Origin of the sequence: Streptomyces sp. NBC_01304, from assembly GCF_035975855.1 — a bacterium.
In the GTDB taxonomy this organism is placed as follows: domain Bacteria; phylum Actinomycetota; class Actinomycetes; order Streptomycetales; family Streptomycetaceae; genus Streptomyces.
Window position 1 is genome coordinate 2,594,745 of record NZ_CP109055.1, and the last position, 14,166, is coordinate 2,608,910.

The window sequence follows — 14,166 nt, forward strand, 5'->3', positions numbered from 1 at the left end:
TGATGCCCCCGCACATCAGAACCCCGTCCGCGTGGCCCGCTACGAAACGGGCAGGCAGGTCACCGATACCTGGACCGAGGCGCTGCCGAAGCTCTGGTTCCTGAAGTAGGCCACGTAGTTGGTCTCGGTATTGCGGAAGACCGAGACCAGCTCCACATTCGGCGGCTGCCCGTTCGTGACGGGCCCCGCGAACGGCGACCCCGCGAACGCCTTGTACCCCGCCGGGCACGTCGGGCTGACCACACCTCCTTCGGCGAGTCCGCCGAGCGTTTGCGGTGTGCTGGTGAGGTAGAGCGGGTTGAGTACGGTCGGGGTGGGGCCGGTTGGGCCGGTGGGGCCTGTAGCTCCGGTGGCACCTGTTGCTCCGGTCTCGCCTGTTGCTCCGGTCGCGCCTGTTGCTCCGGCGGCTCCGGTCGCGCCGGTTGGGCCTGCTGGGCCCGTGCTGCCGATGCCGGCTGCTCCGTCTTTGCCTGCTGGGCCAGTGGGGCCGGTCGGGCCGAGTCCTCCGGTGGCGCCGATTGCGCCGGGCAGGCCGGTGGGGCCTGTGTTGCCTGTGAGGCCGATTGAACCGGTCTCGCCCGTGGGGCCGGTCGGCCCGGAAGGGCCCGTGGGGCCGGCCTGCCCGGCGGGGCCGGTCGCGCCGGTCTCGCCAGTGGTGCCGGTTGCACCCGTCGCGCCGGTTGGACCGGTGAGCCCGATGTCGCCAGGGGCACCGTCCTTACCGGCCGGACCTGGCAGCCCTGTTGAGCCGGTGGCTCCCGTGGCTCCCGTGGCTCCCGTGGCTCCCGTGGCTCCCGCCGAGCCTGACGGACCTGTGTCGCCGGTGGGGCCCGTTGCGCCGGTGGCTCCAGCTGGGCCGGTTTCGCCGATCCGGCCGTCAGCGCCGGTGGCACCTGTCGTGCCCGTGTCTCCGCGGGCGCCCGAAGGACCGGTGGGGCCGATGGCGCCGGTAGAGCCGGTGGAGCCCGTTGGACCGGTCGCCCCCGTCGTGCCTGTCGGCCCCACCGCGCCCGTCGCCCCGGTCTCGCCGATGGCGCCGGTCGGTCCGGGTTCACCTGTCGGACCGGTCTCACCAACCGGACCAGTCAAGCCCGTTGGGCCGGTGGCTCCGTCGGTTCCGGCTGGGCCAGTGGCGCCGGTCGCGCCGGTGGGTCCGGGCTCGCCTGGGGCTCCGGTCGGCCCGGGGGCCCCAGTCGGACCTGCCTCACCAACCGTGCCCGCTGGGCCGGTTGGGCCTGTTGCGCCAGTGGCTCCATCGGTTCCAGCTGGGCCGGCAGCGCCAGTCGCCCCTGCCGGACCAGTAAGGCCGGCAGCTCCTGCGATCCCGGTGTCGCCAGTTGGGCCCGCCGGACCGGTCGCGCCCGTCGAGCCGGGCTCGCCCTTGACTCCGACTGGTCCGGGTTCACCAGTCGGACCCGTCTCACCAACCGCACCGGTTGAACCCGTTGGGCCAGTGGCGCCGTCAGCTCCGGCCGAGCCAGCGACCCCTGTCGCGCCAGTGGGTCCTGTCGAACCCGTCTCGCCCATCGCGCCCGCTGGGCCAGTGGCACCGGTGGGCCCGGGCTCCCCCGTGGCTCCCGTTGGTCCGGGGCCCCCGGCCGGACCCGCCTCACCAACCGCGCCAGTCAGCCCCGTTGGGCCGGTCGGACCGGTCGGACCGGTCGGACCGGTTGAGCCAACAGCTCCATCCACTCCAGCCGAGCCAGCAGCGCCGGTCGCGCCAGCGACCCCTGTCGGGCCCGGCGCACCCGGGGCCCCGGGCTCGCCCTTGGCCCCGGCCGGTCCAGGCTCCCCGGCCGGACCCGCCTCACCAACCGCGCCAGTCAGCCCCGTTGGGCCGGTCGGACCGGTCGGACCGGTTGAGCCAACAGCTCCATCCACTCCAGCCGCGCCAGCGGCACCTGTCGCGCCAGTGGGTCCTGTCGGACCAGTAGGCCCAGCAGCTCCTGCAGCCCCGGTGCCGCCAGTCGGACCCGCCGGACCAGTCGCACCGTCGACCCCGGCCGGGCCCGTAGCGCCGTCGACGCCGGCCGGACCCACAGCCCCCGCCTCACCTGCGGGACCAGTCGCACCAGTTGGGCCCGTCGGGCCGACAGCCCCGGTCGAACCCGGGTCGCCCTTCGCTCCCGTCGCGCCGGGTTCTCCCTTCTCCCCCGCTGCACCTTGCTCACCCACAGCACCCGTCGGCCCGACGGGGCCAGTTGAGCCCGCTTCCCCGTCAGCACCAGCCGCACCTGTCGGACCCGTCGGACCTGTCGAACCCGTCAGACCCGCCAGCCCCGTAGGACCCGTGGGACCGGCCGGTCCCGTCGCCCCCTCCACACCCGCCACACCATCGGCGCCCGACGCACCCGTAGGCCCAATCGCCCCCTGCTCCCCCGTCGGGCCCGTTGCCCCGGTCGCCCCGGCGTCACCCTCCGGTCCCATAGGACCCGTCGCACCAGTTGGGCCCGGTTCACCCGTAGGACCCTCCGGGCCAGTTGGCCCCGCTACCCCCATCGGACCGGTCGACCCCATCGGACCCGTCGCACCCGTCGCCCCGGTCGCACCCGTCGCCCCCACGGCGCCATCCTCACCGTCTTCCCCATCCTCACCGTCCTCCCCTCTCGGCCCCGTCGACCCGATCACCGGCGTCATGACGACAGGCGAGCTCGCAGGAGGAGCCCCTGTAGGACCGGTCGGGCCTGCCGGGCCCGTGGGGCCGGGGCGGCCGGTAGCGCCGGTAGCGCCGGTTGGGCCGGCAGGGCCCGTCGGGCCGCGGTCGCACTTGCAGGGCTTGGGTGGGGGCATGGTGTGGGTGCACCACGGGACCGGTACGTGGGGCCGGGTGTAGCGGGCGTTCAGCCAGCCGGTGCCGGTTGTGAGGCGGTACCAGGTGCTGTTGCCCTGGATGTTCTGCCCGTGGGCCTTGCACTTGAGCTGGACGCACGCGTACTGCGGGTACGAAGCCGTGGTGGGCGACGCGGTCGTCGGTCTGGCCCGGGCGTTCTGGCCGGTGCGCGCGATCACCTCCGCACTGTTCCGGCACCACAGCACCATCGCCGGAGCAGCCGCGGCCACGGCCGCCGGAACCGGAGGGCACAGGCCCAGCGTGAGGCCCAGCGTCACGGCGCCGAGGACAGGGCGGCCGACATCGTGCCAATGCACTGCGCGGGGCATCTCGGTGGCCTTTCATCACGGTGAGCAGGGAATTCAAGGCGGGGGAATCAAGTCAGAGAGAGCAAGTCGGAGAGAGCAAGTCGGAGGGGCAAGCCGGAGGGCAATTCGGGAAATCACGCCGATGTTCCTCCGCCCGAATACCAGTGCGTTGAAATGACGCACAGAATTTCCCTCGACCCCCCTGAATGGCCGCCCCTCACGACCCACCGCGCCGAACATCCCGGAATGCACCGATACGCTCTGCCGGCATGCCCCCCACGCACCACAGGCCGACCCTCTGCCTCTGCATGATCGTGAAGGACGAGTCCGGCGTCATCGAGCGTTGCCTCGACTCCGTACGCGATCTGATCGACTACTGGGTGATCTCCGACACCGGCTCCACCGACGGCACCCAGGACCTGGTCCGCAAGGTCCTCGACGGTATTCCGGGCGAGCTGCACGAGGAGCCCTGGCAGGACTTCGGGCACAACCGCACGCTCAACATCCGCCGCGCGTACGGGAAGGCGGACTATCTGCTGCTCATCGACGCGGACATGGTCCTCAGAGCGGCAGCGGGTCCACCGGCTGCGCTCACCGCCGACGCGTATCTCGTCAAGCACGCCGGGGACCTCGAGTACCGCAACAAGCGGGTGGTGCGCGGGGACATCGCCTGGCGGTACGAAGGTGTCACTCACGAATACCTCACCGCCGAGCAAGCCCAGCAGCACACTCAGGAGAATCTCGACTCGTTCGTCGTCGAGCACTTCGCCGACGGCGGGGCACGCGGCGACAAGTTCGAGCGGGACGCGCGGCTCCTGCGCGCGGACCTGGCACGCGACCCCGGAAATTCCCGCACCGTCTTCTATCTGGCCCAGACCATGCGGGACATCGGGGAGCGGCAGGAGGCCATCCGGCTGTACGAGCAGCGCGCGCGGATGGGGGGTTGGGCGGAGGAGGTCTACTACGCCCATCTTCAGGCGGGGGTGCTGCGGGCCGAGTCCGGGGACCGGGCCGGCGGGACGGACCGGCTGATTCAGGCCTGGGAAGCACGGCCCACCCGGCTCGAAGCGGCGTACGAACTCGTCTCACGGCTGCGCAAGGCGGGGCGGTACGTGACCGCGCACGCCTTCGCCGCTGCCGCCGTGGACCGGCCGGCGCCCGACGACATCCTCTTCGTCCAACCGTGGGTGTACGCATGGGGGTTGCTCTTCGAGTACTCGATCACCGCGTACTGGACGGGCGACGCGACCGCGTCGGTCGCCGCCTGCAACCGGCTCCTCGCCCTGCCCGGCCTGCCCGCGGGCTACCGCGAACAGACCCTCGCCAACCGGGAGTTCGGACTCGCGTGCCTCGGCCGGCTCAACCCCATTCCCTGATCGTCTTCATGTTGAGGTGCGATGCGAGGCGCAGCACGGCGGGCAGACCGCAGAGCCGGTCGGTGAGGAACGCCTCGTAGGCTCGCCGGTCTCGTCGGGACCTGCCCGGCAGATCCTCACCGTCCGCCCCTTGCCGACGACTTGATCAGCTCGTCGAGCTCACGGCAGAGCGACGCGTAGCGCGATTCGGGGGTGTTGCCGTAGCCGAGGACGAGGCCGTTGACCTCGGGGGCCGGCCGGAGGCTGCACAGGGACAGGGCCATCGGCGCCATCCGTCGCTCGCGGGCCGCGGCGGCGATCAGGTGGTCGGGGTGGGTCGGGGGCAGGTGCAGGACCAGGTGCATCCCGCTCTCCGAGCCGGTGATCGAGTGGGGCACCGTCAGGTGGGCGGCGAGTGCGGCGGTCAGGGCGTCCCGGCGGGTGCGGTAGAGACGGCGCATGCGGCCCAGGTGGCGGCCGAACTGGCCGCTCTCGACGAAGTCCGCGAGGGCCAGCTGTTCGTGGCGGTGGCCGCCGCGCAGGATCTGGTCGAGCAGCGGTTTCACCGGCTCGACCAGGGACTCGGGCAGGACCAGGAAGCCCATGCGCAGGGCGGGGAACAGGGTCTTGCTGAAGCTGCCGACGTAGAGTACGGGGGCGTCGGGGGCCAGGGACTGCATGGCGCCGATCGGGGCGCCGCTGTGCCGGAACTCGCTGTCGTAGTCGTCCTCGATGATCCAGGTGCCGTGCTCGCGCGCCTTCTCGATCAGCTCCAGGCGACGGCCGGCGGTCAGGATCGCGCCGGTCGGGTACTGGTGGGACGGGGTGGTGTAGATCAGGCGCGGGGTGCGCGTGCGCCAGGCGGCGTCGGGCACCCGCAGGCCGGCGCCGTCCACGTCCATCGGTACGGCGTCCAGGTCGCCGGAGGCCAGCGCGGTCTGCACGCCGCGGTAACCGGGGTCCTCGACCCAGGCGGTGTCCCCGGGATCGGTGAGCAGACGCACGCAGAGCATGAGGGCGTCCTGCGCGCCCTCGGTGATGACCACCTGGTCCCGCGTGCAGCGCACTCCCCTGGCCAGGGCCAGGTGGCGCAGGATCGCCGTACGCAGCGCCGGTTCGCCGCGCGGCGGGCCGTAGCCGAGCGTCCCGGTGTCCGCCTCCCGGTGGGCGCGCTCGACGCACCGCCGCCAGGCGGCGTGCGGGAACCGGGTCAGCGCCGGAACGCCCGGTTTCAGGGCGTACGAGCTCTCGGCGCGGTAGTGGTTCTGGGGGATCCGGGCGCTGCGCCGGGCCAGTTCGGGCACCTTGCGCTGTTCGTTCGGCTGCGGGTGGCGCGGGGCGCGGGTCAGTTCGGCGACGCGTGTTCCCTGCCGGCTCGGTTCGATGTAGCCCTCGGCGCCGAGCAGGTCGTAGACGGCGGTGACGCTGTTGCGCGAGATGCCGAGCGCCGCGGCGAGCGTCCGGGAGCCGGGCAGTCGGCATCCCGACGGCAGGCGCCCGTCAAGGACGGCTTCACGCAGTCGCCGGGCGAGCTGGCGCTGGAGGGGCTCGGCGCCGCGACTCCGGTCGAGCGGTGCCTGGAGCAGGAAATCCAGCTGCGGACCGAAGCCTTCCTCGATGGCCATGGACGTACGGCTCCCTTCCCCGCCCTCTCTCCCGGCGAAAGGGTGGCTCCATCGATTATCCCCCTCGTGGACCTTTTGATGGGTCCACAGGCTTCGTACGCTGGCAGCACACGGCCAGATCAGGAGAAACAGTGCACATCCGACTCAATGAGTACGACCAGCCCGTCGGCGAACCCGTACCGGACTGGACTCCGCGCCCGCGGCCCGCCGCCGTCACGCTCACCGGCCGCCGCTGCCGGCTCGAACCGCTGAACGCGGACACGCACACCGCCGATCTCTACGCGGCCTACCGCAGCGGGCCGGACCACCGGGACTGGACGTACATGTCCAGCGGCCCCTTCGACGACCCGCAGGACTACCGTCGCCACGTCGAGGGGATGGCGGCGAGCACCGACCCGCGGCACTACGCGGTGATCGACCTCGCCGACGGCAAGCCGGTCGGCACGCTCTCGCTGATGCGGCAGGACCCGGCCCAAGGCGTCGTCGAAGTCGGCAATGTGATGTTCTCGCCGCTGATGAAGCGGAGTCCGATCTCGACCGAGGCGCAGTTCCTGGCCATGAAGTACGTCTTCGAGGACCTCGGTTACCGCCGCTACGAGTGGAAGTGCGACTCCCTCAACGCGCCCTCGCGCAAGACGGCCGAACGGCTCGGCTTCACCTTCGAGGGGATCTTCCGGCAGGCGCTCGTGTACAAGGGCCGCAACCGCGACACCGCCTGGTTCTCCGTCGTCGACACCGAGTGGCCCACGGTCAAGAAGGCCTTCGAGTCCTGGCTCGCCCCCGAGAACTTCGACGACCAGGGGGTCCAGCGACACTCGCTCGCCGAACTGCGCGCTGCCCTAACTGCCGTATAACTACGCGCACTTCGTCGGCTGCGGGTACTTCGCCCACTGCGGGCAGTTCCGGCGGGCGGACATCCTTTCGCGCCGCCCCCGCACGGCCAGGGCCTGAACTCCCTGGCCGTGCACCTCACTTCCGGCCGCACGCCCTCTTCCCGTGCCGCCCCTCCCCGGCCGGGCCGCCGCCGGCCAGGACGCTGCTCCTCGTCAGTGCGGCCACCGCCCTCACGCTGATGATCTACAACGCGGTGATGGTCACCCTCCCGGCCACGGTCGCGTCGCTGCACACACCGGTACCCGCGCAGGCGTGGCTGCTCAACGGCACGCCCCTCGGCCTCGCCGCGGCGCCGGCTCTCATCGGGGTGCCCGCCACACTGCTCCTGCGCCCGCGTGCCCGGCACACCGCCGCGCGACCCGAGTGAGCCTACGATCGCAGCCAACCTGCTCTGAGCGAGGACCCGTTGAACTCCGTGAACTCCGCGAAATCCGCATTCCACGCACTGCATCATGCGGACCGGCCCCTGCTGCTGCCCAACGCCTGGGACTTCGCGTCGGCCGCGGCGCTGGCAGCTGCCGGGTTCGGCGCCGTCGGCACGACCAGCCTCGGTGTGGCTGCGGCGGGCGGCCTGCCCGACGCCGCGGGACTGGCCCGCGACGAGACGGTGGCGCTGGCCAGGAAGCTGGTCCGCCTGCCGTGTCCGGTCACCGTCGACATCGAGGCGGGCTTCAGCGCCGACCCCGCCCAAGTGGCCGACCTGGTCGTCGAGTTGGCCGACTTCGGCGTCGCCGGAATCAACCTGGAGGACGGGCGTGGGGACGGGCTGGCCGATCCCGCGACGCAGGTGACGTTGATCCGTACGGTCAAACGGCACGCACCCGGCGTCTTCCTCAACGCCCGTACGGACACCTACTGGTTGGGCGTCGACGCCTCGGTGCCCGCGACGCTGGACCGCGCCCGACGGTACGTGGACGCCGGCGCCGACGGACTCTTCGTGCCCGGTCTGGCCGCGGAGAAGGACATCGCCTCCGTGACCGCCGCCGTTCCGGTGCCGGTCAACGTGCTGCACCTGCCCGCCCTCGGCCTGGACCGCCTGGCCGACCTGGGCGTACGACGGGTCAGCACCGGCTCCCTGCTCTTCCGCTCGGCCCTGCACGCCACGCTCACCACGGCCCTCGCGGTCCGCGACGGCCTGCCGCTGCCCGTCGGCATCCCCACCTATGCGGAGGTGGACGCACTCAGCCACCAGGGCGCGACGCCCGGCTGAGCCCGGCTGCGCATGTCACGCCGGACGGCGCACCAACCGTGCGGTACCCAGGAGCGAGCAGCACATCGAGCCCTGGTGGACCGCGTACCAGCTCTTCGAGCTGGTGGTCTGCGCCGCGGTCGGGCACTCCACCCGGCTGTACGAAACCGGACTCGGGGCCCTGGCCGAAGCGATCGCCAAGGGGAGGCCCGGGCATGCGACTTGAGATCCTCTACGGCGCCCGGGCCAAGACGTTCACCCACGAGGCGATGCGCGGGCCGTCCGCCCGGTCGGTGGGCGACCGGGAGCTGATGGCGGCGTACGTCTCCCAGGTGAACGGCTCCGCGTTCTGCGTCGGCGCGCACACCGCGACCGCGAGCCAGGCGTACCAGGACGGCCCACGGGTCGCCGCGGTGCCGGCCGACCTGGAATCGGCGCCCGTCGCAGAGCCGCTTTCAACACCACCGGCCGGCTCGCCGACGCCTTCGGCTTCGAACTGCTCAGCCCTGACGGCTTCGAGGCGGGAGCCAAGTATCTGCTGAAGCGGGGCTATCGGTAGGACAGGTACCCCAGGTACCCCACCACCTGGGTCGAACTCCTTGTCAGGTCGGCAGGTCCGCATCAAGCTCGAAGGACAGCACCGTGTTCAACTCCACACATTAGGAGGGCCGTTCGGCCTCCGACCGCACTGCCCTCGCTGCTCCGGGGGGCCGCCATGCGCGAGATGACCAAGGGCGCCAATGCCCCACTGCCGCCCCTCGCCGAGAGTGCCGGCTCGGTGCTCGTCAGCCTCAGCTGGAGCAGCGCCAGCGGGGAGGGGGACGCCGACGTATCCGTACTGCTGCTGCGGGCGAACGGGAAGGTCGGCAGCAACGACGACTTCTTCTTCTACAACAATCCGACCTCGGCGGACGGATCCGTACAGCTTCTCGGTCAGACACCGACGGACAACGGCAGTGAGGACCGGATCCGCCTCGACCTGTCGGCGTTGCCCGCCGACGTGCAGTGCGTGATCATCGCGGCGAGCCGGTACCAACGGGCGGGCTTCGGCGAGTTGGACAATCTGCGGATCACGCTGACCGACCGCACGGACGAGGACCTGCTCGGCTTCACCATCACCGGGGCCTCGGTCGAGAGCGCGTTCGTGTTCGGGGAGATCTACCGCCGGCAGGGCGAGTGGCGGTTCCGGGCCGTCGGGCAGGGCTATGAGACAGGGCTGGCCGGCCTCGCGACCGACTACGGCATCGAGATCGACGAGGACGACGAGGACGAGAAGCAGGGGGTGCCGGGGCAGGCATCGCCGACGGTGGCTGTGCCGGTGCCGGTGCCGGTGCCGGTGCCGGTACCCGTGCCGACCGTGCCCGTCGAGACCGGAGCCACGGGGAACAGCGGGGCCACGGGGAGCGGCGGGGCCGCCGAAGGGCCCGGTGACGGGAGCGTCGCCGGACGGCGGCTGCGTACCGCGAAGAAGAAGGTCACCCTGCCGCGCGGCGGGAAACCGTCCCTCGCCGAGAACGACGCGTGGCATCCCGCACGTCTCTTCCCGGTCGCCTCGCTGAAGAGCGACCGCGATCGTGAGGTGCGGGCCACCTCCATCCTGCTGGCGGTGATGGCCCAAGTGCCCGAGTTCGGGCGCCGACTCACCGCCGGTTTCGGCGCTCCGGCCGGACGCATGGAGACCTTCACCGAGGTCACCCTCCCGAACGCCGACAATCCGCGCCGACCCGACGGAGTCATCCGCGTGGAACGTGCGGGCAAGCTGTGGACCGCGCTGGTCGAGGTCAAGACCAACGGCAATCCGCTCCGTGACGAACAGGTCCAGAGCTACCTCGACATCGCATCACGGCGCGGGTACGAAGCCGTCATCACGCTCTCCAACGACGTTGCCCTGGACGGCAGTCCGCTCGTCGACGTCAAGATCGACGGTCGGCGCAAGAACAAGGTCGCCCTCTGGCACCTGTCCTGGGCGGAGGTGACCCACCAGGCACAGCTCCTGATCCGTCACGAGGGGGTGGGGCTCGAGCCGCACGCCTGGCTGCTGCACGAGCTCCTGCACTACCTCCAGCATGACAACTCCGGCTGCCACGGCTTCCAGAACATGGGTCCGGCGTGGGTCCCGGTCCGCAAGGGGATCGACGACGAGACCCTCGTCCCCGGGGATCCCCGGTCCGTCCTCGTGGTGGAGAGCTGGGAGCGGCTGATCCGGCAGGTGTGCCTGCGGCTGGCCGGCGAGCTCGGCACGAAGGTCGTGCCCGTCCAGCGGGCCAGGCGTGGTGTCGACCCGTACGCACGTCGGCTGGCGCTCGCCGAGGCGTTGTGTGACGACGGCCGGTTGCACGCGGAGATCCGGATCGACGGCACGCCCGGCCCGCTCGCACTGGTCGCCGACCTACGGCTGAGCCGGCTCCGCGCCTCGACGGAGGTCCCGGCGCCCGAGCAGGGCTACCCGCTGTCCTGGGTGAAGCGTCTGATGCGACAGCTTGCCGTCGCCCCGGCCGACTTGCATGTGCAGACCCTGATGAAGGGCGAAGTCCCCGGCCCTCGGGGCACTTTGGAGAAGCTGCGTCCGGAGCCGGGCGATCTCCTGCCGGGTCCCGGACAGCCGATCACGGGCTTTCGACTGTCGCTCTCGCGCGGTCTCGGGACCACGCGCGGCAACGCCGCGTCCGGGTTCATCCGCAGTGTCGACTCGGCGGTCGACCTCTTCTACCAGAGCGTGGTGACACGGGTTGACTGAGACGGTGGCAGCGCCTCGGTGACCGGAGGGATTCGGTGACCGAGGGATCTCGTCGGCTGCCGGGTGTCGGGGGCGTCGGGTTGGGTAGCGTCGACCGGGTACGCCGTCGCCCATGCGTGGCGTCTGCCGCCCGCCGTTCCAGCGGATCAGCCGTTCCACCGGATCAGGCATTCCACAAGTTCAGCGAGGAAGTCCCATGAGTGACATGCCGCCCTTTGTCGACGCGGAAGCCATGGAGCGGCTGGTCCCGATGTCCGGGGCTGTCGACGCGGTGGAGGCGGCGCTCGCGGCGGGTCTCGATCCGGAGTCCGAGCCCGCTCGCGGGGTGGTCGGGATCCCGGGCGGGCAGTTGCTGATGATGCCCTCGTCCGGTGCCGGGTACGCCGGAGTGAAGGTCGTCTCCGCGACGCCGGGGAATCCCGCGCGCGGTCTGCCGCGGATCCAGGGGCTCTATCTGCTGCTCGACGGGCTGACCCACACCCCGCTCGCCCTCCTCGACGGAATCGCGCTGACATCGCTGCGTACGCCCGCGGTCTCGGCGGTGGCGCTACGGCATCTCGCGGTGCCCGATGCCCGGCGCATGCTGGTCTTCGGGACCGGACCGCAGGCGTGGTGGCACGTGGCGGCGGTGCGTGCCGTGCGGCCGACGGTGGAGTACGTCGATGTGGTCGGGCGGGACCAGGGCCGGGTGGCGGCCTTCGTCGAGCGGTGCCGGGCGATCGGGGTCGGCGCCGCGGCGGCGACGCCGGCGGACGTGGCGCGGGCGGACGTGGTGTGTTGCTGCACCACGGCACGTGAACCCCTTTTCGACAGCGCCCTGTTGGCGCCGCACGCCGCGGTCGCTGCCGTCGGTTCGCACGAGCCGGATGCCCGTGAGGTGGACGAGCATCTGGTCGGGCGGGCCACCGTCGTCGCGGAGTCGCATGCGGTGGCGCTGCGCGAGTGCGGCGACATCGTCCAGGCCGTCGCAGCGGGCACCTTTGACGTCGAACGGCTCGACACCCTTGCCCAGTTGGTCCGGGGCGAGGTCAAGGTGGACCAGGATCGGCCTCGGCTGTTCAAGTCGGCGGGCATGGCCTGGGAGGACCTGGCGGTGGCGGGGGCGGTGTACGAGGCGTACCGGCAGTAGCTCTCCCGGGCCGCAGCCCGGGCCTCACCCCTCGGTGAGGCCCGTCAGGGCGCCGACCGGGTCGTGGTCCGGGGTGCCCCTGGGCCACCAGTCGTCCTGGCCCGGCTCCGACTCGTAGGCGTACCAGAGGTGGTCGCGGCCGAGGCGGAGCTGGAGGTGGCCGCGGGGGTGGGTGAGGTGGTTGCGGCGGGGCAGGAAGGCCGGGAACTCCGCGGCGCGCAGGGCAGGTCGGGCCTGGTCGAAGCGGCCCGCGGGCGGGTCCCAGGGCTCTTCGAGTACGGCGAGGCCCGCCATCCCGCCCTGCCGCCATGCCGCGACCGCGCGGGCCAGCTCCGTGCGGGTGCGGCCGGTGGCGGCGGCCAGCGACTCGTACAGCGCGCGCCCGCCGGCGGTCAGCCCGGAACCGGGCCGGGCGGCGGCGAGGCGGACCGCGTCCTGCCAGAGCGTCAGCTCCGCCGACGCGTCGTGCCCGGTGCTGAGCAGGGCGTGCGCTCGGGCCGCCGCGTCCGTCGCCAGCTGGTCGAGGGCGAGCGGGTCGGGGCCCGACTCGGCGGCGGGATAGGCGGGCGGCGGTCCGGGGCGGGCGGGGACGGGGAGCGGCGGGGGCAGGGGCGGGAGCGTACGCGGGGCGAGGGCGTCCTTGGCCCGTACGCCGGGCAGGCGGGTCGGGGCGTCCGCGGCGGAGCGCGCCGCCAGGGTCACATTGCGGCGGGCCAGCTCGTCGAGGAGCTCGCGCTCGCCCCGGCCGCGCAGCAGGAGCAGCACGAACGGGTCCTCGTCCAGGAGCCTGGCCGTGCGGTAGCAGAGCGCGGCGGCGTGCTTGCAAGGGTGGCCCGAGTCCGGGCAGGAGCAGTCCGGTTCGAGGTCGCCCGGGCGCGGCAGCAGGTCCACTCCGCAGTCGGCGAGGGACTGCGGCATCTCCTTGTCGAGCAACGCGGCGATGTGCCCGGGGCGCTGGGCGGCCGCGTCCAGGAACTGCTCCCACTCCTCGTCGGACAGGGTGCGCAGCGTGAGCCTCGCGCGGTAGGGCCGCACCCGGCTGCCGTGTACGTACGCGAGTACGCGGCCGGGGGTGACGGTGATCGCGTCGACCTTGCCCTGGCCGGCATAGGACCGGCCCCGCGCGAGCCGTGCCGGGTCGAGCGCCGAGTCCTCGAGGGCGGAGATCCAGGCGTTGCCCCACCAGCTGTCGGCGAGTCCGTCGCCCACCGTGCCGGAGTCGGCGGGGAAGGTGCGGCGCAGCTCTTCGGCGGGGGTGCCCGGGCGGTGGCGGGTCGGGTTCGCGGTCTCCGCGTGCCTGGGGCCTCGGCGGGTGGGGGCGAGTGATCGCCCGGCGCCGGACTCGCGGCCTGAGGAGGGCGAGGCGGGCTTGATCCGGTCCCACTCGGGTGCAGGCGAGTTGACCTCGGTCAGGATCGGGTGGGCCGTAGGTGAGCCGGGCTCGGTCGGGTCCGACTTGGGCGCAGGTGAGCCGGGCACGGTCGGGTCCGACTTGGGCGCAGGCGAGCCAGCCACGGTCAGGTCTGGTGAACGGCCGGAGGCCACTCCGGGGTTGGGCGCGTCGGGCTCCGAGGGGCCTGAGGAGTGGTCGGGGTCCCACTCGGGTGTGGACGCGTCGGGCATGCGGAAGAGCCGGTCTACCGAGGCCAGGGTGGAGGTGGGGTCCTGCGCTGCGAGGGCGCGGAGCACTGCTCGCCGGGGGTCGGTGTCGCGCGGCTTCCTCGCCCGAGGCCGCTCGGCGCCTGGGCGGGATTTCCCGGACCTGCTGCGGGCCGGGGTGTCACTGGTGCCTGAGCGTTCGCCAGGTACGTCCGGGCGCTGCTGCTCGCTGCCTGAGCGTTCGCCAGGTACATCCGGGCGCTGCTGCTCGTTGCCCGAATCGGCCCCCAACCTCCTGATGGCCGCCCGCGCGGCTTGCGCCGCCTCGCCCCGGGGCCGGGGCGTGCGGTCGGCTGTGCCGCGATCGTCCTGAGCTGCGGCCGGAGCGCCTCGGGAAGGGTCTACCGGCTGCCCCTCGTCGGCACCTACGCCACCCGCCGACCCTTCGCCCGCAGCTCGACCGGGGCCGGGGCCGGGGCCGGGGCCGGAGCCGGAGCCGG

10 protein-coding genes are annotated in these 14,166 nt (G+C 72.4%); 7 read left to right on the top strand and 3 right to left on the bottom strand.

Translation table 11 applies throughout. From position 1 onward, the window contains the following. Positions 1 to 39: 39 nt before the first annotated feature. The gene (locus tag OG430_RS11280; protein WP_327352318.1) at positions 40 to 243 is read right to left on the bottom strand and encodes a hypothetical protein; all 204 of its coding nucleotides are present in this window, start codon (positions 241 to 243) and stop codon (positions 40 to 42) included. Between the two features lie 3,164 nt (positions 244 to 3,407). Here OG430_RS11280 and OG430_RS11285 point away from each other — a divergent pair. Continuing rightward, positions 3,408 to 4,514 carry a glycosyltransferase gene (locus OG430_RS11285; RefSeq protein WP_327352319.1) on the top strand — a complete coding sequence of 369 codons (1,107 nt, stop codon included), beginning with the start codon at positions 3,408 to 3,410 and terminating at the stop codon, positions 4,512 to 4,514. A 116-nt stretch (positions 4,515 to 4,630) separates the two neighbouring features. Here OG430_RS11285 and pdxR read toward each other — a convergent pair whose 3' ends face one another. Beyond that, complete coding sequence (gene pdxR / locus OG430_RS11290) at positions 4,631 to 6,118, bottom strand: MocR-like pyridoxine biosynthesis transcription factor PdxR (RefSeq protein ID WP_327352320.1); 1,488 nt, start codon at positions 6,116 to 6,118, stop codon at positions 4,631 to 4,633. Between the two features lie 131 nt (positions 6,119 to 6,249). Here pdxR and OG430_RS11295 point away from each other — a divergent pair, with 131 nt between their 5' ends. The 6 genes from OG430_RS11295 to OG430_RS11320 all read left to right on the top strand — a co-directional run bounded on the left by OG430_RS11295 (position 6,250) and on the right by OG430_RS11320 (position 12,067). Then, positions 6,250 to 6,972, top strand: a complete 723-nt coding sequence (locus OG430_RS11295; RefSeq protein WP_327352321.1) for a GNAT family N-acetyltransferase — start codon at positions 6,250 to 6,252, stop codon at positions 6,970 to 6,972. Positions 6,973 to 7,190: 218 nt separating this feature from the next. Then, positions 7,191 to 7,379 (top strand): hypothetical protein, encoded by a 189-nt coding sequence (locus OG430_RS49445; RefSeq protein WP_442816471.1) that lies wholly within the window; start codon positions 7,191 to 7,193, stop codon positions 7,377 to 7,379. Positions 7,380 to 7,427: 48 nt separating this feature from the next. Continuing rightward, positions 7,428 to 8,222: an isocitrate lyase/PEP mutase family protein gene (locus OG430_RS11305; protein ID WP_327352322.1), complete on the top strand. Its 795-nt coding sequence runs from the start codon at positions 7,428 to 7,430 to the stop codon at positions 8,220 to 8,222. 194 nt (positions 8,223 to 8,416) lie between these two features. Then, positions 8,417 to 8,743 carry a carboxymuconolactone decarboxylase family protein gene (locus OG430_RS11310; RefSeq protein ID WP_327352323.1) on the top strand — a complete coding sequence of 109 codons (327 nt, stop codon included), beginning with the start codon at positions 8,417 to 8,419 and terminating at the stop codon, positions 8,741 to 8,743. A gap of 173 nt (positions 8,744 to 8,916) precedes the next feature. Then, positions 8,917 to 10,938, top strand: a complete 2,022-nt coding sequence (locus OG430_RS11315; protein WP_327352324.1) for a TerD family protein — start codon at positions 8,917 to 8,919, stop codon at positions 10,936 to 10,938. 196 nt (positions 10,939 to 11,134) lie between these two features. Then, positions 11,135 to 12,067 (top strand): ornithine cyclodeaminase family protein, encoded by a 933-nt coding sequence (locus tag OG430_RS11320; RefSeq protein ID WP_327352325.1) that lies wholly within the window; start codon positions 11,135 to 11,137, stop codon positions 12,065 to 12,067. A 24-nt stretch (positions 12,068 to 12,091) separates the two neighbouring features. On the opposite strand, the gene OG430_RS11325 is transcribed toward OG430_RS11320, so the two are convergent. After that, entirely contained in the window at positions 12,092 to 13,690 is a 1,599-nt protein-coding gene (locus OG430_RS11325) for an SWIM zinc finger family protein (RefSeq protein ID WP_327352326.1), read from the bottom strand. Positions 13,691 to 14,166 lie beyond the last annotated feature (476 nt).

Excerpts from the sequence above, each read along its gene's own strand:
- OG430_RS11285 (WP_327352319.1), top strand. The coding sequence starts at position 3,408 with ATGCCCCCCACGCACCACAGGCCGACCCTCTGCCTCTGCATGATCGTG.
- pdxR (WP_327352320.1), bottom strand. The coding sequence starts at position 6,118 with ATGGCCATCGAGGAAGGCTTCGGTCCGCAGCTGGATTTCCTGCTCCAG.
- OG430_RS49445 (WP_442816471.1), top strand. The coding sequence starts at position 7,191 with ATGATCTACAACGCGGTGATGGTCACCCTCCCGGCCACGGTCGCGTCG.
- OG430_RS11310 (WP_327352323.1), top strand. The coding sequence starts at position 8,417 with ATGCGACTTGAGATCCTCTACGGCGCCCGGGCCAAGACGTTCACCCAC.
- OG430_RS11315 (WP_327352324.1), top strand. The coding sequence starts at position 8,917 with ATGCGCGAGATGACCAAGGGCGCCAATGCCCCACTGCCGCCCCTCGCC.
- OG430_RS11320 (WP_327352325.1), top strand. The coding sequence starts at position 11,135 with ATGAGTGACATGCCGCCCTTTGTCGACGCGGAAGCCATGGAGCGGCTG.
- OG430_RS11325 (WP_327352326.1), bottom strand. The coding sequence starts at position 13,690 with ATGCCCGACGCGTCCACACCCGAGTGGGACCCCGACCACTCCTCAGGC.